This window comes from Chryseobacterium sp. CFS15 (assembly GCF_031118795.1).
Lineage (GTDB): Bacteria > Bacteroidota > Bacteroidia > Flavobacteriales > Weeksellaceae > Chryseobacterium > Chryseobacterium indoltheticum.
This window is the reverse complement of the sequence record NZ_JAVHYL010000010.1, coordinates 137,915-157,190: the sequence shown is the minus strand read 5'-3', so window position 1 is coordinate 157,190 and position 19,276 is coordinate 137,915. Positions and strand designations below refer to the sequence as shown.

General features: G+C 35.1%; 12 protein-coding genes. 3 read left to right on the top strand and 9 right to left on the bottom strand.

Translation table 11 applies throughout. The annotated features are described in order from the left end of the window. Window positions 1–73 precede the first annotated feature (73 nt). From OH814_RS15930 to tsf, 4 genes are all read right to left on the bottom strand, one after another. On the bottom strand, window positions 74–2,947 hold the full coding sequence (locus OH814_RS15930) for a gliding motility-associated C-terminal domain-containing protein (RefSeq protein WP_201133209.1): 2,874 nt from the start codon (window positions 2,945–2,947) through the stop codon (window positions 74–76). 133 nt (window positions 2,948–3,080) lie between these two features. Then, window positions 3,081–6,194, bottom strand: coding sequence for a gliding motility-associated C-terminal domain-containing protein (locus OH814_RS15925; RefSeq protein WP_308828838.1), 3,114 nt, complete (start codon window positions 6,192–6,194; stop codon window positions 3,081–3,083). Window positions 6,195–6,512: 318 nt separating this feature from the next. Next, complete coding sequence (locus OH814_RS15920; RefSeq protein WP_308828837.1) at window positions 6,513–9,854, bottom strand: gliding motility-associated C-terminal domain-containing protein; 3,342 nt, start codon at window positions 9,852–9,854, stop codon at window positions 6,513–6,515. 202 nt (window positions 9,855–10,056) lie between these two features. Continuing rightward, the gene (gene tsf / locus OH814_RS15915; RefSeq protein ID WP_076560361.1) at window positions 10,057–10,881 is read right to left on the bottom strand and encodes a translation elongation factor Ts; all 825 of its coding nucleotides are present in this window, start codon (window positions 10,879–10,881) and stop codon (window positions 10,057–10,059) included. Between the two features lie 144 nt (window positions 10,882–11,025). On the opposite strand from tsf, the gene OH814_RS15910 reads away from it, so the two are divergent. Next, a complete protein-coding gene (locus OH814_RS15910) occupies window positions 11,026–11,724 on the top strand; it encodes a DUF6759 domain-containing protein (RefSeq protein ID WP_308828836.1) in 699 nt (232 codons plus the stop codon). 48 nt (window positions 11,725–11,772) lie between these two features. On the opposite strand, the gene OH814_RS15905 is transcribed toward OH814_RS15910, so the two are convergent. Next, window positions 11,773–12,729, bottom strand: a complete 957-nt coding sequence (locus OH814_RS15905) for an acetyl-CoA carboxylase carboxyltransferase subunit alpha (RefSeq protein WP_076560357.1) — start codon at window positions 12,727–12,729, stop codon at window positions 11,773–11,775. A gap of 47 nt (window positions 12,730–12,776) precedes the next feature. Further along, window positions 12,777–14,504: a glutamate--tRNA ligase gene (gene gltX, locus OH814_RS15900; protein WP_308828835.1), complete on the bottom strand. Its 1,728-nt coding sequence runs from the start codon at window positions 14,502–14,504 to the stop codon at window positions 12,777–12,779. A 120-nt stretch (window positions 14,505–14,624) separates the two neighbouring features. Here gltX and OH814_RS15895 point away from each other — a divergent pair, with 120 nt between their 5' ends. Both OH814_RS15895 and OH814_RS15890 read left to right on the top strand, forming a co-directional pair. Then, window positions 14,625–14,969, top strand: a complete 345-nt coding sequence (locus OH814_RS15895) for a phosphomannose isomerase type II C-terminal cupin domain (RefSeq protein WP_123886749.1) — start codon at window positions 14,625–14,627, stop codon at window positions 14,967–14,969. Window positions 14,970–14,986: 17 nt separating this feature from the next. Further along, the gene (locus OH814_RS15890) at window positions 14,987–16,231 is read left to right on the top strand and encodes a hypothetical protein (protein ID WP_308828834.1); all 1,245 of its coding nucleotides are present in this window, start codon (window positions 14,987–14,989) and stop codon (window positions 16,229–16,231) included. Between the two features lie 80 nt (window positions 16,232–16,311). Here OH814_RS15890 and OH814_RS15885 read toward each other — a convergent pair whose 3' ends face one another. The 3 genes from OH814_RS15885 to OH814_RS15875 are packed head-to-tail and all read right to left on the bottom strand — an operon-like array spanning window position 16,312 to window position 19,182. Continuing rightward, entirely contained in the window at window positions 16,312–17,211 is a 900-nt protein-coding gene (locus tag OH814_RS15885) for a glycosyltransferase (protein WP_308828833.1), read from the bottom strand. Next, on the bottom strand, window positions 17,208–18,023 hold the full coding sequence (locus OH814_RS15880) for a DUF6492 family protein (protein ID WP_308828832.1): 816 nt from the start codon (window positions 18,021–18,023) through the stop codon (window positions 17,208–17,210). The genes OH814_RS15885 and OH814_RS15880 overlap by 4 nt, the downstream gene beginning before the upstream one ends. A gap of 7 nt (window positions 18,024–18,030) precedes the next feature. Beyond that, entirely contained in the window at window positions 18,031–19,182 is a 1,152-nt protein-coding gene (locus OH814_RS15875) for a glycosyltransferase (RefSeq protein WP_308828831.1), read from the bottom strand. Window positions 19,183–19,276: the final 94 nt, after the last annotated feature.

Sequence of the window (19,276 nt, the reverse complement as noted above, 5' to 3'; positions counted from 1 at the left end):
AATTGTTTTAAAAATAAACAAAAACCACGATTTGATATCGTGGTTTTTTGATAATATTAAATTTAAAAAATAATTATTCTCTGTTTTTCACTAAAATCCAGCCTGAGAATTTGATTGGAGTTTTGGTTTTTGTTTCATTCCAAGTAATGCTAAACCAATAATTTCCTGTAGAAACTTTTTTAGTTTTATTAATTGTTCCGTCCCATATATAACCGGTGTCTTTGTTTCCTTCGAAGATTTTTATGCCATAACGATCAAAGATACCTAATACTAAATTTGGTTTATTGGCAAGGGCAGAATAATCTAAAACATCATTAATTCCGTCTGAATTTGGAGTAATTACATTAATGATATTAGGAATTGTAATCGTTACTTCAATCGGTACACAGCTGAATGTATCTCTTACATATACCTTAACGTCACCTCTAGGAAGATCTGTAAATACGTTTGAAGACTGCCAATTGATATTGTTAATTGAATATTCGTAAGGGGCAACACCTCCTGTAACATATACTGTAATGTTTGTGGTAGAAACTTCAATGTTTGTAATAACTGGCTGCTCAGAAGCATATACTTTTACAGCTTGCTTGGTAATACAGTCTCCTGTTTTCAGTTTTACCCAATATGTTCCTACTCCTACGTCGCTGATCGTTTGGGTAGTATCTCCTGTGCTCCATTCGTATCCGTCAAATCCTGGTCCTGCATCCAGTACTGTTTTGTCTTCTATACAAATTACTTTATCTACCAATACTGCAGATTCTACAGGTGGCAAAACGACCAAGGTTATTTTGGCAACACGGTAGCATCCGTTTGCATTGCTTACTCTTACATATGCCACACCGTTTGGTGCAATATAATTATCTGGAGTCAAGATCTCATTCGTCTGATTGTTGGCATCAGTTAACGATGGATAATATTTTTTTGTAGCCCCAAGTTGGGTCGTTACAGTAGCGTCTGTAAGATCAAATAATCCTGTTGCGATATTGTCTTCAAGGAAGCAGGTTCTTAATGTTGCATCATTTACGACCGGGCTTTCTGCTACGGTAAGCGTAAGAGTGATCTGTTCACAGTCTACGAATTCGGGATCGTTTCCGCAGAATTTATAAACAATTGTATCTGTACCTACAAAACCGTTGTTTGGAGTATATCCAATAACACCCGTTGTAGGATTGATGATTGCTGTACCGTTAGCAGGTGGTGTAATGATCTGAACACTACTTGGAGAAAATGTTTGACCGGATGTAGTAAATTGTGGAACTATATTTAAATATCCCTCACACACTGTTTTGGTTTGAGCAGTTTCCTGAAGACAGGTAAATACTTTAAATACAGGAGTGATTGCCGGCAAACACGATCCTACAGTAATTCTTACCGTATAGTTTCCTGCAATTGTTGGTGTATAAATATTACCGTTGGCTCCCGGAATTGCAACATCGTTTCTGAACCATTGATAGGTATCATAACTGTCGTCAACTTCTAAAACAAGTCCCGGTATACATTCTCCTGTTTGTTTTGCAATAAGCGGAATAGATGAGAATCCTGCAAAATATCCTCCATATCCTGCTGAGCTATATCCTCCATTAGCTCCTGCGGTAACTGCTTTATTAGACTGAACTGCAACATTTCCAGATATTCCGGAAATAGCATACGTTACCCAGTTTGTATTACCTGTCAAAGTAAACGGGCCCTGTGCAGCAGTGGGAGTAATTGGTGCACCACCATTTACCGTATAAGTAACAGTAGCTCCTGCTTCAGTTATAATATTTAGTTTAAATAAGAAAGTACTTGTAGGCTGTCCGCTAGTTGTAGCAGTGGTAGGCATTTCAGAAATTTTACCAATTTCATCAATTTTTCTAGGAAGAAAACAGTTTAAAGGTGGAATATAGTTGTATCCTCCGTTGTTTCTTGCGTTTGCCTGGTTTCCTGCTACCAATTGATAGAGGTATACATTTTTTGTTGTTCTTACATAAACGTTGTAATGCGAGTTACCCTGATTAATGTATGCATTATCTAATATTCTGTAGAAATCTCCTTCATTGATGGTCGCAACAGGTGTGGCGCCATTGTTTAAATAAATTTCGGTATTGTTTTCGGTTGCTATAATAATACCGCCTTCCATATTGTATCCGGTATTTAAAGTAGCTAAGGTTCTGATCATTCCAAATTCTTTCCCTAAACGATTTGTGGGAACGGATTGATCTAAAATTAAATCAGATCCGTCTGTTCCTGTTCCGTTGGCGTAGAATCCGTTTGAATTTCCATTTGTTACAGAAATTGGTTTATTGGATGTAATTTTGGATCCAATAAAACCTGTTAAGTTGGCGGGAGCATTTGCTTCACCAGCTAACACATACGACTGGCCCTTGTTTAAAGTGAAAGTAGTCGTTAAAGGTGGAGTCAAATTATTGATGAATTGTATGTTTGCATCATACCCGGAAACTGTTACTGTAGTACCATCTTCCGTTGCCATAATTCCGGTTGTGAAATTATAAGACGTGGCTGTTGTATTTGTTATTGGTGCAGCGGCAGCATAAAATGTTGTTCCGATCCCTGCCTTTCCTTTAGATGTTAAAATCTCGCCATGAGAACCGTTGTATATTCTTAAGGTTAAAAAATAGGGTTTATCTCCTTTTGTGTAGATCCCTTTATTGATAACCGCAGATGCATCAGAATCATTAGCTAACTGAATTATATTACTGGATCCAGGAGGAATCTGAAATACCTTGGGATTTCCTTTCTGAATATTAACAGTTCCTATTGCAGTTCCGTTACTATAGATCGTAACATCAAATGGAGTTGTAGAGTCTGTTGAAAAATATAGCCCATGATTGTAGGTCGTATTTGAGCTGTCAAAGTATGGTGCTATCCAGTGCTCTGTATCTCTCTGGGCAAATAGTATATTGATGCTAAAAATCATCAATAAAAAGGTGAGTAAAAGTTTTCTCATAATGTAGAATTAGGATTTATACAAAAATAATAGAATATTTTAAAAGTATTGTGAAAATAAGTCAAAAAGTGTCAAAAATAAGTAATAAAAAGCCACAACCTTTACGTTGTGGCTTGGTATTAAGTTTTATATTTTATTCTCTGTTCTTAACTAAAATCCAACCCGTGTATTTAATTGGGGTTTTTGCTTCGTTTGGCTCATTCCAGTTGATGTGATACCAATAAGTTCCTGTTAAGATCTTTTTATTCGAATGGGTTCCGTCCCATCTGTAATTGTTAGACTTGTCGCCTGTGAAGATCTTGTTTCCATATCTGTCATAAATTACAAAAGTAAGATTATCCTTATAAGCTAATTCTCTGTAGTCTATGTAGTCGTTTACGTTGTCTCCATTAGGTGTTATTGCATTTACTAAATTTGGTACGGTAACTTCCACAGAAACAGGGGTACAGTTGAAAGAATCTTTTACATAGAATGTATGCTGACCTCTTGTAAGATTGGTAAATACATTAGAATCCTGCCAGTTTGTTATTCCGTCTACAGAATACTGGTATGGTGCTATTCCTCCGCTTACCATTACTGTCGCTGTATTGTTAGCTATTTCAATTGAAGTAATCACAGGATCTTGTGCTTTCTTTACACTTACAAACTGCTTCACAGAACATCCTGCATCCTGAAGGATTACCCAATAATCACCTACTGCAACTTCTGTTATAGACTGTGTAGTTGCGCCGGTGCTCCAACGATAAGACTGATAACCGGAACCTGGATCCAGCGTTGTTCTGTCATCAATACAAATGTATTTATCAACCAAGATTGGAGACCTTTTCGGAGGTGTCACTTTCAGATTGATTTTAGCGATCGCATAACAGCCATTTGAGTTGAAAACTCTTGCATATACAGAGCCGTTTCCTGATAGATAAGCATCAACGCCTATAATTTCGTTTGTTCCGTTGCTTGCATCCGTAGATGTAGGGTAGAATTTTTTTGTAACCGGTGTTTCAGCCGTTACATTGGCACTTACAAGATTAAATCTTGCTTGAGTCTCATTATTTTCTAAGAAACATTCTGTTAAAGTAGCTTCTTTAACAACCGGAGTAGGGAAGAAATCTAAAGTGATTTTAGCATTTCCTACACAACCTTCAGCGGTTAAAACTCTTACGTATACTGATCCCAATCCTGAGAAATAGTTGGTAGGATTAGTAATCTGATTTGTATTTGCATTTAAGTCTGCAAGAGTAGGATAGAATTTTTTTGTAGTTGGGATCGCGTTGTCGGTTACGTTGGCAGTCGTTAAATCAAAAAATCCGTTTCCTGCATATTGACAAGCTCTGATTGTTCTGTCGGTCAATACAAAAGGAACTACATTTAAGTTTAAAGTAACCTGTTCGCAATCTATAAATTCAGTGGCGTTACCGCAGAATTTATAAACAATTTTATCTGGTCCTAAATATCCAGGATTTGGAATATAAGTAATTACTCCTGTAGCCGGATTAAGCGTTGCTGTTCCTTTTGTGGGTTGTGTGATGATTACCACGGTTCCCGGTACTGGCGTCTGGGTTGAGTTCGTAAAGGTCGGAACAATTGCTTTAGTACCACAGATATTTATGGTTTGAGTCGTTTGCTGCAGACATGCAAATACCTTATAAATTGGTGTTGTCACCGGTGGGCAAGTTCCCATAGTTACCTTTACAGTATAGTTTCCGGCGGCTGTAGGTGTTATCGTATGAGTAGTGGCTCCTGTAATTGGCGAATTGTTCAGATACCATTGATAGGTCTCGTAACTGTCGTCAACTTCCAGGATAATTCCCGGAATACAGTCGCCAATCTGCTTTGCAATGATAGGTATTGAAGAAAACCCTGCAAAATATCCTCCATATCCGGAAGTATTATATCCTCCATTGATACCTGCTGTAACCGCTTTGTTCGATATAATTGTTAAATTTCCGGATACCTGTTCTATCCCATAAGTTACCCAGGCGGTACTCCCATTAAGAGGAAACGGACCTTGTGCAGCTGTAGGAGTTATTGGAGCGCCACCATTGGTAGTATACGTAACAGTAGCACCTGCTTCTGTGATTATGTTTAATTTTATATTTTGTGATGTCATTGGAACGACACTTGTGCCACCAGTTCCTGTAGGCATCTCGTCAATTTTGGGCAATTCATCAATTTTTCTTGGTAAAAAACAATTTAATGGCGGAATATAATTGAATCCACCCGTTTCATTTTGATTTAAAATAGAAACCAATTGGTATAAATACACATTTTTTGAGGTAGTAACAAGCATATTAAAGTGCCCTGAAGCTCCTTGCGCTACATAATCATTACCTGATATTCTGTACATTTGGCCTTGGTTGAGCGTTGCAACTGAGGTTCCTGATCCGTTAAGGAATACCTGTGTGTTATTTTCTGTAGCTACAATGATACCTCCTTCCAAATCTGCAGAAGAAGATCGGGTTCTTACCATAGCAAAAGTACTTCCCAATCTTTCTACCGGTACCGACTGGTCTAATATAATATCAGATCCGCCGCTGGTAACACTTCCAAAGTTACCATTCACATTTCCGTTGGTTAATGTAATGGGTTTATTGGCTACGATCTTTGCTCCTATGAAGTTGTTGATGTTTTGTCCACTGGCTCCTGCCAAACCCGCATACACAAACGAGTCTCCTTTATTTAATGTGACAGTATTGGTTGTTGTAGTTGGGGCTCCACCTATAAAAGTAACAGCAGTATTCCAGGTAGCTGTAACTACTGTATTGTCTTCAGTTGCCAAAACTCCTGCGGTAAAATTGCTTGAAGTAGCCGTAGATGGTGTAGCCACTACAAAAAATTCTTTACCCGTTCCGGCTTTTCCTTTGCTGGTAAGGATCTCACCGTGGGTTGTACTACTTACCAGTCTTAGTGTACAAAAAAATGGTTTAGCACCCTTCAGGTAAAGACCTCTGTCGATAATATTAAATGCATTTGCTGCGGTATTTACCGAGATATTTGCTGAAGGAATCGTAAGTATTTTTGGATCTCCTTTACTTATGGTAACAACTCCTACCACATTGCCCGGTGCTGTTGAACTTTTGCTGGTGACAGTAACATCAAAAGGTGTTACTGAATCTGTCGATAGATAAACCGCTTGGGTGGTTGAAGAGGATGCATAGAAAGGCGCAATCCAGTGCTCCGTATCTCTCTGTGCAAACAAAGAAGTAGATGTTATAAATATCAATACGAGACTTAATAGAAATCTTTTCATAAATATGGAATTAGGATTCCTACAAAATTAAAATAATATTTAATATATTATTAATAAATTATTATAAAAATTAATATATTATTCTTTGTTATTTATTAAAAATAATTCTAAATAACAAACTTATAATGATTTTTGGATGTATTGCTAAAAAAAGAGAGACTATTTCTAGTGCTCTCTTTATAAATGTTAAAAACCTTATTGTTCGGTTTGGAAATAGTTTAACTGCTTTTGCAGAAACTGCAGATTCTTGATTAGATTATTTTGATCAGCATCTGCCAATTTATGTAGAGTTTATAATGTCATCTACAAATCGAATATCTATTCTCGATTCTTTATTAATAACCATCCCGAATGAGAAACGGGTAATTTTGTGTCAGGCTCAATCCATTTTATAATATACCAATAAGTTCCTGTGGAGAGGCTTCTTCCACCAGATTTTCCGTCCCATTTGTAATTTTTGCCTGAAGATTTGTAAACTGCTGCTCCATAACGGTCAACAACTTCGATGCTGACTTGGTCTTTTATCTTTAAATCGGAATAATCTAAAACATCATTTCTCCCGTCTCCGTTTGGCGTGATGGTATTTATTAAATTTAAAATTAAAAAATCTTTAATAACGGGTTGACAACCATCTTTTCCAATGACATACGCTTTGTAAGGTCCTCTGGATAATCCTGTAAATACATTAGAGCTTTGATAATCAGAACCATTTAATGAATATTGATAAGGCGCTGTGCCTCCAGTAACATTAATTGTCGCACTTGTTCCTGTGACCACGACGCTTGTAATAGTGGGAGCCTGTGCTGCTGTTACAGTGACGGTTTGTCTGTAGATGCAGCCATTAAAACCTAAATCTACATAGTAAGTTCCTGTGCCAACTGTAATGCTAGAAGTAGTAGCTCCTGTGCTCCATAAATAAGACGTAAAGCCATCTCCGGCATTCAAAAATGCTTTGTTACTTGAGCATATTACCTGATCTTTCAAGACATCAGATTTTTTTGGAGACCTTAAACTGATCTTCAAAGTTGCAGTATTTGGACATCCGTTACCACTTATGAATCTGATATAAAATGTTGCAGGTGCAGTAATTATTTGGTTGGCAGCTATTGTATTGTTTCCTGATTGAGCATCTGCTAATGTAGAATGAAACGTAAGTGTTACAGAAGGATCTGTAGTAAACTGGTTTTTATAATCATTAAGGTTGACATTTTCTGAACCGTTTAAGTCGTTATCACAAACATCAGTGGTAACATTTGAAGTCAATAATGTGATTTTATTAGCGATTTTAAAATCGATTTGCCCGAAAGATGAAGGACAAATAGTGCTTGATCCGTCTACTCTTACATAAACGGTAGTATTTGTGGTGTAAGTCCAGTTTACAGGCAACGTGTTGTTGTTTCCAGCGTTGGCATCTGTTTGATTTAAATAATATCTTATCGTAAAATTCCCTGAGTTGGTTACAATTTGTGGACTCACGTTGTTGAAGTTTACATTGATAATTCCATCAAAATTATCATCACAAAGTACAGCATTGTAATTTGCAGTGTTAATGTTCGGTGATGCATTCACAGTTAATGTAATTTGTGCCGTTTTTGTGCATCCGTATGCTGAGGTTACATTAGCATAAATAATTCCTGCAGGTCCTGTATAAGTTGCAGGTGTAGCAATTTGACCTGTTAAATTTTGGTTTGTATAATAGGTAACGGTATTTCCTGTATTTGAAGAGATATTTGCTGTTGTCAGATCGTAAGTTCCATTTCCTGTAATGTTGCTGCAAGCTGTTAATGATGCATTGTTTACCTGAAGAACATCAGTATTAATGATAATTTTAAAATATTCAAAAGCAAAAGGATTTCCACTTCCCTGGATATAATAAATAAACTGGTCTGTTGTATTTACAGTCGTCGCATTGGGTGTATAAGTAATTTGTCCTGTGGTTGAGTTTACTGTTGCAGTTCCGTTAGTTGGCTGAGAAATAATTGCAGTTAATGAAGGAACAATGGTTTGTGCAGAGCTGGTAAATACAGGAGAAATCACTTTTGTGTTACAAGATCCTATTGTATAAGTTGTTGTTGAGATTGGTGGACAAACGGTGTAATTATATACCGAAGTCAATTTTGTTTCGCAATTATTTTTAGTGATTGAGCAAGTATAAGCTCCTGCTCCGTACAATTCAGGATTAATGGAAAAAGTAGTTGCTCCGGAAATAGCAACTCCATTTAAATACCATTGGTAAGAATCGTAATTATTGTCAACCTGCAAAATAATTCCGGCGTAGCAGTCACCTGTTTTAGTAATTGCCGGCACCGATGAGAACCCCGCAAAATATCCTCCGTAACCTACGGCACCACTTCCTGCAGCAATTCCTGCCGTCATTGCTTTTGTAGAATTTAACGTTACATTTCCTGTAACATTCTGAATAGAGTAGCTTACCCAATTTGGGTTTCCGGTAACAGGATAAGGACCATTTGCTGCTGCAATGTTATTCCCGTTTAAAGTTACCGTTGCTCCGGTTTGAGTGATGATATTTAATCTTGTAGCAAAGGTTTGACCTCCAATTCTGTTGATAAATCCTATTTCATCAATTTTATTTGGCATAAAACAGCTCAGTGGCGGGATAAAATTCATTCCTCCGGACGCATATTCATTTCCATTGGTTGCTCCGGAAAGTAGTTGGTAAACATATACATTTTTAGTTGCAGAAATACTCATGTTGTAATGACCATTTCCCTGATTTTGATATATTCCACTCGGAACTAAGTAATATTGTCCTTCATTAAGAGTCGTTGTAGCTCCGCTTCCGTTAAATGTAATTTGCGTATTGTTTTCCGTAGCAATAATCAAAGCGGTTTCCATTTGAGAAGTTACCGTTCCGTTTCCTTTTACAACAACGAAATCTTTGCCTAAACGATCTACAGGAACTGCCTGATCCATCAAAATATCATTGTTGGTAAGGTTTTGAGTAGTATAAGCTGCATTAAAGTTTCCGTTAGTGACTGAAATTGCTTTTGTTGCAACAATCTTTGCGCCTACTAATCCTATTTTATTTGCATTTGACCACGAGCTTACAACATCCAAAATGTAAGATTTACCTTTATTAAGTGTAAAAGTTCTTGTAGGTGAAGATATGCCATCTGAAAAAGTAATATTCGGATTGTAACCGGAAATTGTAACAACAGTGTTGTCTTCAGTGGCCGTAACTCCGATGGTTGCATTCATGTGGTCTTCAGATCCTGAAATAGGAGCTACACCCGCAAAAAATGTTGTCCCTAAACCTGCAGTTCCTTTTGAAGTAAGAATTTCAGCATGATTTGGCATTGCAAATCTGTAATTGGCAAAGAATTTTTTTGAACCTTTTACATTCAATCCCATGTTATTCGGTACAAACAACTGGTTTTGTGATGAAGCAATTAAAAAACTATTAGGAATAATTACCTGCGCAGGATTGTTTTTACTTACCTGAACAGTTGTATACAGGGTGTTGTTGTTGAAGATCTGTACCGGGAAAGGTGTTGCTACATCAGTTGATAGATATAAATATCCTTCAAGACCACCAGTTCCCGCTTTTGCAGACATCGGAGCAAACCAATGTTCTGTATCTAGCTGAGCATTGAATAATAAACAAAAAAAAGTGCAGATAATTAGTAAATATTTTTTCATTCTTAAGCTTAAGGGGCGACAAAAATAGGTATTAATAATCATATTTTTACGGCAGTTTTTTTACCTTTCTTCAATATTCTGTAAAATGTTGAAAACTTAAAATTAGCGTCATATATTGTTAATATTGTAATGTGAAATATAGGCACAAAAAAATCCCGATGAAAAATTCATCGGGATTAATATTTTAAAATTTGAAAAGCTATTATAAGCTAACTCTTACAAATCCTGTTACCTTAAGATCTCCGTTTACAGATTTTACGTAATCAGCAACTGAAATAGAGCTGTCTTTGATGAAATCCTGGTGTACCAAAGTATTGTCTTTGTAGAATCTCTGCATTTTACCTTTCAAGATGTTATCGATAATGTTTGCAGGCTTACCTTCTTCAGTAAGTTTGTGTCTTTCGATTTCCAATTCTTTATCAATAGTTTCCTGAGAAACAGAAGTTTCGTCAAGAGCGATTGGGTTCATAGCAGCAGCTTGCATAGAAACAGATTTAGCAGCTTCGTCAGCTCCGTCTACTTTTGCAGAAAGAGAAGTGATTGCAGCGATTTTGTTTCCAGCGTGGATGTAAGCTCCCAAGAAAGGTCCTGTAATTCTTTCGAATGCACCGATCTCGATTTTCTCACCGATAACTCCAGTTTGCTCGATCAATTTATCAGCAACAGTCAATCCGTGGAAATCTGTAGCCAATAATTCTTCTTTAGTAGCAGCGAAAATAGCCATTTCAGCTAATTCGTAAGCTAGCTCGATGAACGCTTCGTTTTTAGCAACAAAGTCAGTTTCGCAGTTTAAAGAAATAATAACACCCAATGTGTTATCTTCGTTTACTCTAGCGATTACTGCACCTTCAGAAGAATCTCTGTCAGCTCTGTTAGCAGCAACTTTCTGTCCTTTTTTTCTAAGGATATCAACTGCTTTTTCGAAGTCTCCTTCTGCTTCAACTAAAGCTTTTTTGCAGTCCATCATACCTGCACCTGTTTGGTTTCTTAATTTTGCTACGTCTGCAGCAGCTGGTGAATAAGACATAATATTTGTTATTTTTTTATTTAAAATTGTAATTAACTTTAATAGTTTATTTTTGAGCAGTGCAAAGATAATGATTTTAATGATAAACTAAAAAATGACTTTTAACGTTATAGTATTTATTTAATAAATTTTTAAAGATTTTACATGAAAAAATTATTTCTAATCATATTCCTTTCCGTTTTCAGCCTCGGCATTGCTCAAAAGAAGAAAAAAGCCAAAACTAAAGTCGTTGCAGAAAAAGAAACGGTTATTATTTACACCATTGAAGAAGCAGAATCTACCGCAGAAGCAAGAATTATAGCAGGGTTTATTAAGCAAAATCCGGGACATGAAAAAAACGATAAGCTAAAAAGAAGACTTATTGATATTATTATGGCCGATAATTCTGCAGAAGCAAAACCTACCATAAAACCATTAAGCAAAAATAAAATTGAAAAAATTGTAAGCAATAATGAGCTTAATAAAAATAAAGATTTAGCTTCCAATACCAAAACTACAACACCTGCACGTACGGTGAATTATGCATCGGTAGGAAGCTCGAATAAAAAAGCGGGACCTAGCGAAGATGCCAAGAAAACAGCTTCTTACTTGACTCATCTTTTCAATAATGATCCCAACGATAATGAAGCGTATATTAATATTAAAAATAAATCGAAGTGCAGACTTATTGTAAAAATAAACGGTAAAAAATATTATAACCTGGATGTGCCGCCAAACGGACAAAACTTTGTAATGGTTGAAAAAGGTGAATATGTTTTAACAACGATGGTGTGTGATGCAAAATATTCTTCGCTCAAAAAAGTAACAAGAGATATTGAAATTCAGTTGAATGTTGCTGAATAGAGAATAGAAAATAAAAAAAGCGGTTAAGAAATTCTTAACCGCTTTTTTTTATCCTTTAAATTGCCCCATCGCAATAAATTTGTCTTGTCTGTGTGTTTCAAGTTCCTTACCTGTAAATTTTGAGAAAGCTTTAATATTCTGTAAAATAGAAGTTTTCAAATTTAAATAAGCAACTTCAGGATCATAATGAGCTCCACCAAGTGGCTCTTCTACAATTCCGTCGATGAATTTTTCTCTCAAAGCATCTGCGGGAGTAAGATTTAATGCATTTGCAGCATCTTCTTTGTGATCCCAGTTTCTCCAAAGGATTGAAGAACAGCTTTCTGGTGCAATTACAGTATACCAAGTGTTTTCTAGCATATACACTTTGTTACCAACACCAATTCCCAATGCTCCGCCACTTGCTCCTTCACCAATAATGTAAGTGAAAATAGGAGTTTTAAGCATCGTCATTTCAAAAATATTTCTGGCAATCGCTTCACCTTGTCCTCTTTCTTCAGCTTCCAGACCAGGATAAGCTCCCGGCGTGTCTACTAAAGTAACCACAGGAATTCTGAATTTTTCAGCAAGCTTCATTAGTCTTAAAGCTTTTCTGTATCCTTCAGGATTTGGCATTCCGAATCTTCTGTATTGTCTTTCTTTGGTTGTTCTCCCTTTTTGCGTTCCCAAAATCATGATTCGTTGACCGTCCAATGTAGCCAAACCACCAATCAATGCAGGATCATCTGCAAAGTTTCTGTCACCGTGAAGCTCCAGAAAGCTTCCTTTATCTACCATACCTTTGATGTAATCTAAAGTATATGGGCGATCCGGGTGACGCGATAACTGTACTCTTTGCCAAGGTGTAAGATTTCCGTAGATCTCTTTTTTTGTATCTCTGATCTTGTCTTCGATCTGGCTGCATGCTAATTTTACATCAACACCACTTTCTTCTCCTACCAAAGAACATGTTTGATATTGATCCATCAGCTCTTTTATAGGAAGTTCGAAACTTAAATATTCCATTCTTGAAGTAAATTAAATCTTTCAAATGTATGAAAAATTATGAAAACCTATTTAAAATTATTTACAGCATTGCTTATTCTGGCGACACTTTCCTCTTTTCCAATGAGTTCCAAAATATCCGGAACATCTGGTCCTTTCAGTTCTCCTACCAAAGCTAAACGAAGCGGCATCATTACTTTACCCATGCCTAAACCTTTGTTTTCAGCGAAATCGTGTAAGTTCTGTTTGATGTTTTCAGAAACGAAATCATCAATTGAATTTAAATTTTCAGCAAATTCTGTCAAAAGATTTGAAGTTTCAGCATTCCAAGCTTTTTTCGATGCTTTTTCATCGTAAGAAGTTGGTGCTTCAAAGAAAAACTTTCCGTTTTCATAAATATCTTTCGGGAACGTTGCTCTTTCTTTCATCAGATGAATAATCTTTAACAATTTTTCATCATCCATATTTAAATTTAAATCTGAATTTTTAAGAATATTTAATAATTCTTCATTAGATTTCAATTGGATATAATAATGATTCAGTGATTCAGATTTCTCTTTACTAAATCTAGCTCCGGCTTTATGAACTTTATGTAAATCAAATTCTTTAATCATTTCTTCCAAAGTTAGATTTTCTTTATCGTCAGCAGGAGACCAGCCTAAAAGCGAAATCATATTAATAAATGCCTCAGGAAGATAACCACTTTCTCTATAACCTTTTGAAACATTTCCTGTTTTAGGATCTGTAAAGTTTAATGGAAATACCGGGAATCCGAATTTGTCACCGTCTCTTTTGCTTAATTTTCCAGAAAGTCCTTTCTTTAAAAATTGTTTTACAGAAGCAGTGATTTCATTATCCTTATCATTTTCATTCAACATAGATTTAAATCTTGGACTTTTCACTTCTGAGAAAAGAGATTTAATAATCGTAGCCGATTCATCAAAAGAGAATTGATTGTTTTTGGCTACAAATTCTTCCGTGAAAGATTTTGTAATGCTATCAATGTTTTCTTTATTGATTAAAGTCGAAATATCAGGTTTTAAAATCAAAGAAAGATGCGCGAACTGAGGCGCTTCCCAACCCATTGCTTCATATAATAAAGTGTGCAAACCTAAAGATGGCAACCATTCTTCACCACGAATAACGTGAGAAATTTCCATCTCGTGATCATCGATAATATTAGCAAAATGGTAAGTAGGCATTCCGTCGTTTTTTACCAAAACTTTATCGTCTAAAGTATCTGTATTTACCGCAGAGTTTCCTCTGATGATGTCTACCAAACCTAAAGTTCTGTCAACAGGCATTTTAAATCTTACAACGTAAGGTGTTTTTGCATCCAACAATTTTTGAACTTCCTCTTCAGAAAGAGCAAGACTGTTTCTTAAGCGGTTTCTGGTTTTATTGTCATAAGAGAAAACATCACCTTTAGCCTCATATTCAGCACGGATTGCATCTAATTCTTCCGCAGTGTCGAAAGCGATATAAGCATAATCTGTTTTTAGGATCTGCTCTGTGTATTTATCGTAAATATCTCTTCTTTCAGATTGTCTGTATGGAGCAAATTTTCCGCCTTTTTTTGGGCTTTCATCGGGGATGATTCCGCACCATTCCAAGGCTTCTTCAATGTATTCTTCAGCGCCCTCAACGTATCTTGCAGTATCGGTGTCTTCTATTCTCAATACAAATTCGCCGCCCTGATTTTTAGCAAAAAGATAATCATACAATGCGGTTCTTACGCCTCCCAAATGCAAAGGTCCTGTAGGACTTGGTGCAAAACGGACTCTTACTTTCTCCATTTTAAATAAAATTTTTGCAAATTTACTTAAAATTAAATGTTTTAATGATGTTTAATGTTTTCTATATTGGGATTTTTAATCTTAATATTTACATTTGTATAAATTTAGAATTCATCAATTATGCTAGAAATCGGCGAAAGACCTTGGGGTAAATATTACGTATTGGCAGACGAACCCAATTATAAACTGAAAAGAATTGAGGTAAATCCGGGACAAAAGCTGTCATATCAGTATCACCACAAAAGACAGGAACAGTGGACGATCATTGAAGGAGATGCTACCATAATTTTGGATGATAAAGAAATAAAATTATCTTACGGTGAAAGTATTTTTATCCCTTTGGGAGCTAAACACAGAATCATGAATCTTTCAGAAAAACCAGTTGTCTTCATAGAAGTACAGACGGGAACTTACTTTGGGGAAGATGATATTGTGAGGCTGGATGATGAGTATGAGAGAGCATAAAATACTTTAAACTAAAGATGTCTCGCTCTATTGATAAGCTGAAGCCTTTGTTGCTTTTGCTTATGTTTTTTGTAAGTTGTTCTCAAGAGGAAGAAAGTTTGTTTGCTGAAAATGTTCCTGCCGTTGCTGATAATAATAAAGAATATGGTGGGTTGGTCAATTATCTTACTGATATTGAAACTCTCAATATTAATGTAGCAGCCAACGGGAATTATCCGGGAATAAACGATGCTGCATTTATAAAAGATATTAATACTCCTAGTTTTGCATATTGTCATCCTGATGTACAATATTTTCCTAATGGTTTCAATGGATATAAATATTGGATGGTCTTTACTCCCTTTTTTGGGGTATTGGGAAATACTCGTGAATCTGAAAGATATGAAAATCCGACAATTGTTGTATCGAATGATGGTATAAACTGGAGCAGTCCAAATGGTGTTAAAACTCCGTTACAGAGAACCCCTTCAAAGAATGAAATTTTCCCTGAAAAGAAAGATGCTGCTAAATATGGTTTTTGGTCGGATGTGGATTGGACGTTTGAAAACGGTAAGTTTTCGTTATATTACAGAGGATGTTTTATAAAAGCAACTGCATTGAAGAATAGAGGCGCTAAAAGCTCAAATAATTCAAAAAAATTAATACATAATGCTCAGCGAACTATCGTAAGGCAAACTTCTACAAACGGAATATCCTGGACTCCTTTAGAAGCGGTTTACACCAGTAATCCTCCTTATTCACCGAAAAATAACCATATCCTGTCGCCCAGTATTGTTTACAATGGCCAAGAATATGTAAGTTTTGAGGTAGAAAATAATATCAGTGCAAATTTTCCGGGAGATGATCCTTCGTATATTATTCGAAGAACATCAAAAAACGGATTAGATTTTTCAAATTTCCATCAAAGTAAAGTGGTTAATTTCATTACTAAGCCCTGGACGAAAGTAAATTCAGAATATGCTCCGTGGCATATACAAGCTACTTATATAGATGGATATTATTTTTTATGCATCGCTGCAGGTGAAGTGAGAAAATTTACTTCAGATAGTCTTTATCTTGCATTTTCGAAAGACGGGCTTAATTTTAAAGTATTATCTAAACCATTTGCTGAACAGAATATCTACAGATCTAGTATTTTTCCGATGAAGACAGATGATGAAACAATTGATTTCGGAGCTATTATTGCCAATAAATCCGGCGTGTTTAAGTACAGAGAATTTCAGCTTAATAAGGAAAAATTAGATGCGTGTCTTTCTAAATAATTCCTATCAATAAACAAAGCCAAAAATAAAATGTTTGTTTTATTTTTGGCTTTGTTGTTCAAATTTTTATCGTAAGAAGCTTAAAAAAGTTTCTTTACTTCTGATTTTATTTTTTCTAAGATTTTTTTTTCAACCTTATGCTTTTCAACGTCGAAAAAGTAATTGGCTCGCCAGGGTTTTTCAGATTTGGTAACCAATTCGAATAAGATGCGATTTCTTTCGGCTAATTTTAATCTTTCCTGATAGGTCTCATCATCCAAAAGATTTTTATCTGTGGTATAAGATATTTTGGAGTAATGATTTTGGTGGAGCACAATGGGATCTCCTACAATTTGTATTTCAAGACCTTTTAAACGTACTCTATATAAAAATTCGTTATCATCAAACGCTATACCTTTCGCAAACCTTTCATCAAATCCTCCCAGATCGTGCAGGTTTTCCTTTGTAATTGCAGCGCAGAAATGATATCCTTTGGGATTTATAAAAGGATGATTGTACCAGCAATCTAGTCCGTCACCAATATATCCTACACTATTTTTTTGCATAAGAGCATTCATTTTTTCTGAATCATTCAAAAAAACTTCAATATTATCTGTGCTGTCTATACCAAGAGAGAAACAGGCAAAACTTATATAGTTTTCATTAGTGATATTTGCTAAGGTATACTTTAAAATGTCTCCATAATGAGTACATTCAGGGTTTTGTAGTATAATAATATCTCCTTTTGCTTCTTTGAATCCGATATTAAATGGGATGCAAGAATTAGAATACCACTTGTCTTTTTTTTCTAATCGGATTATTTTTAAAAACGGATACCTGTTTGCAAGTTCTTCTAGTCTTTCGTCTTCATCACTACCGTCATCTACAGCAATTACTTCAATGTCTAATTTGTGATTTTCAATTTGTTTTGAAATACTTAATAGAGTAGTGTCAAAGAGTTTTTTTCGGTTGTAATATGCTGTTACTATTGATATTTTCATTTAAATAATAAGAATTTTTTCTTTTTTATCTGCCAATTACTTTGGAAGATAATCCCTAAATACACTTTTTTAAATTTTTCAATATCATGGAATTTTTTTTCAATTTGATATTGCTTTTCATAATGATATACTTTAAAAAAACCTTCTATAGGATACAGATCTATAAGTCTGGTTTTAAGAAGGTATTCACCATATATCACACATTCCGATGGTGGGGTAACTTTGTCTATTTCCTGGAAGAAATCTAAAAAAGTTTTGTTTTCATTTTTTAAATAAACTTCTACAAAGTGTTCCCAAACTTTACAGCTCCAAAGGTATGGAGACGGGCCGTAATCCCACTCTTTACCTTTGTTTCCAAACAGAGGACGAGTCGCTCGTAATGCTTCCTTAAAGAAAATGTTTTCAGAATCTAAACCAATATTTTCCATCGTTTCCAAAAATGGTTTAGATTCATGCATTATCGTGTAAGGCGTATTTTCATCATATAGAAAGTCCAAATAATAAAAATCACGGATAAATTCTGAATCAGAATCAATACACAAATAATTTTTACAGAGATTAAGTTTGTAAACGTGCGCTTTTATGATTTGCTGGTATCTCCATCCATCCGAACTATCGGCTTCAATGATATCTGAATCTCTAATAACGTTATAATTTGCAATATTATTTTTGAAAAACTCAAAATCATTATCGTTCACAGATATAACGACCGGAATATTCTCTTTATTGTACTTTTCTATAGACGTAAGAAGTTTTTGTACCCTTTCGAAATCGGGTTTATATGTTTTAATGAATAAAATAAGTGATTGCATAATGTCATTAAAAATTTAAGGTTTTTTCCCAAAGCTCAACCGATTTTTTTTCAGAGAAATTATTCTTGAAAAAAAGAATGGCTTCATCTTTTTGTTTCTTGTAATCTGATGAATTGTTTAAAAGACTTTTGATAATATCAGCAAATTCTTTTTCATCATCACTTACCAAACAGCCGTTATTTTTTTTGTCTGAAAAACCGTCCACTGCTTTTTCGGTTCCAACAACGGGTAATCCGTAAGACATTGCTTCCACTACTTTTATTTTAATACCGGTTCCTTTCAGCATTGGGCAAATTGCAATTTTGCTTGCATGATAATAAATGTTTAAATCGTCTGCAAAAAAGACTTTTTCAATGTTTTCATGATCCGGAACGTATTTACAGATTCTTCCAATAATACAAATTTTTATTTCTTTAGGAAGAAGAGGCAAGACTTTTTCGATAAACCAGTTAATCGATAATATATTAAAAGGATTGTCGCTGCCAACAAAGATAAGATCATATTTTTTTTCGGTGTTTGTGTCTTCAAAATTTTCAGGAAAACTTGGCGGAATATTAATCACATTATCTCCCAAAAAACTTTTGAAAATAAAATACTCATCCTGCGAAATGGTAACGACCTTATCATAAAGCGAAAGATTGTAGATTTCTTCACCAAATCTTTTGCCCAAATCTAGGTTTTTATTGTTGTAAAATTCATTCAACGTAATCCAGTCGTGAGTGTCAACAATTGTTTTTGCTCCTTTTAAATCCTGATCCCGGATGAGATCTGTCCAGAATTCATAATTGATAAAAATATAATCGTACTTTTTCTGAGCAAGAAGAGCAGTGAAATTATCTTTCAGATATTGAGTAAGGTATTGATTGGAATTTTCTTTGGTGAATTTTTTCTGAATTTTATATTTCCAATATTCTAAAGTCAGTTTTTTCTTTGGCGGTTGGGTTTTTAGAACAAAAACGTCATTAATAATTGCAGAATCAATGTCTTGAGGAGAATCTCCAAAACTGTTGTAATAATCTTCTACTCCTACAAGGTCAATATTCAAGCCTAAAGACTTCAATTGTTTCAGATTGGTGTTCGTACGCAAAACATTTCCGGCTCTTTTGGAGAAAGGACTTTCGGGAAAGAAAAATAATAAGTTCTTATTAGAAAAATTCATTAATGATTTTTGTTTAGAATGAGCGTCTTTTGAAAGTTGAGGAAATAAATGCTTAAATTCGTTTTCGCAAAAGCTTAGACAAAATAATAAATTT

Excerpts from the sequence above, each read along its gene's own strand:
- OH814_RS15925 (WP_308828838.1), bottom strand. The coding sequence starts at position 6,194 with ATGAAAAGATTTCTATTAAGTCTCGTATTGATATTTATAACATCTACT.
- OH814_RS15920 (WP_308828837.1), bottom strand. The coding sequence starts at position 9,854 with ATGAAAAAATATTTACTAATTATCTGCACTTTTTTTTGTTTATTATTC.
- OH814_RS15910 (WP_308828836.1), top strand. The coding sequence starts at position 11,026 with ATGAAAAAATTATTTCTAATCATATTCCTTTCCGTTTTCAGCCTCGGC.
- OH814_RS15890 (WP_308828834.1), top strand. The coding sequence starts at position 14,987 with ATGTCTCGCTCTATTGATAAGCTGAAGCCTTTGTTGCTTTTGCTTATG.
- OH814_RS15895 (WP_123886749.1), top strand. The coding sequence starts at position 14,625 with ATGCTAGAAATCGGCGAAAGACCTTGGGGTAAATATTACGTATTGGCA.
- gltX (WP_308828835.1), bottom strand. The coding sequence starts at position 14,504 with ATGGAGAAAGTAAGAGTCCGTTTTGCACCAAGTCCTACAGGACCTTTG.
- OH814_RS15875 (WP_308828831.1), bottom strand. The coding sequence starts at position 19,182 with ATGAATTTTTCTAATAAGAACTTATTATTTTTCTTTCCCGAAAGTCCT.
- OH814_RS15885 (WP_308828833.1), bottom strand. The coding sequence starts at position 17,211 with ATGAAAATATCAATAGTAACAGCATATTACAACCGAAAAAAACTCTTT.
- tsf (WP_076560361.1), bottom strand. The coding sequence starts at position 10,881 with ATGTCTTATTCACCAGCTGCTGCAGACGTAGCAAAATTAAGAAACCAA.
- OH814_RS15905 (WP_076560357.1), bottom strand. The coding sequence starts at position 12,729 with ATGGAATATTTAAGTTTCGAACTTCCTATAAAAGAGCTGATGGATCAA.
- OH814_RS15930 (WP_201133209.1), bottom strand. The coding sequence starts at position 2,947 with ATGAGAAAACTTTTACTCACCTTTTTATTGATGATTTTTAGCATCAAT.
- OH814_RS15880 (WP_308828832.1), bottom strand. The coding sequence starts at position 18,023 with ATGCAATCACTTATTTTATTCATTAAAACATATAAACCCGATTTCGAA.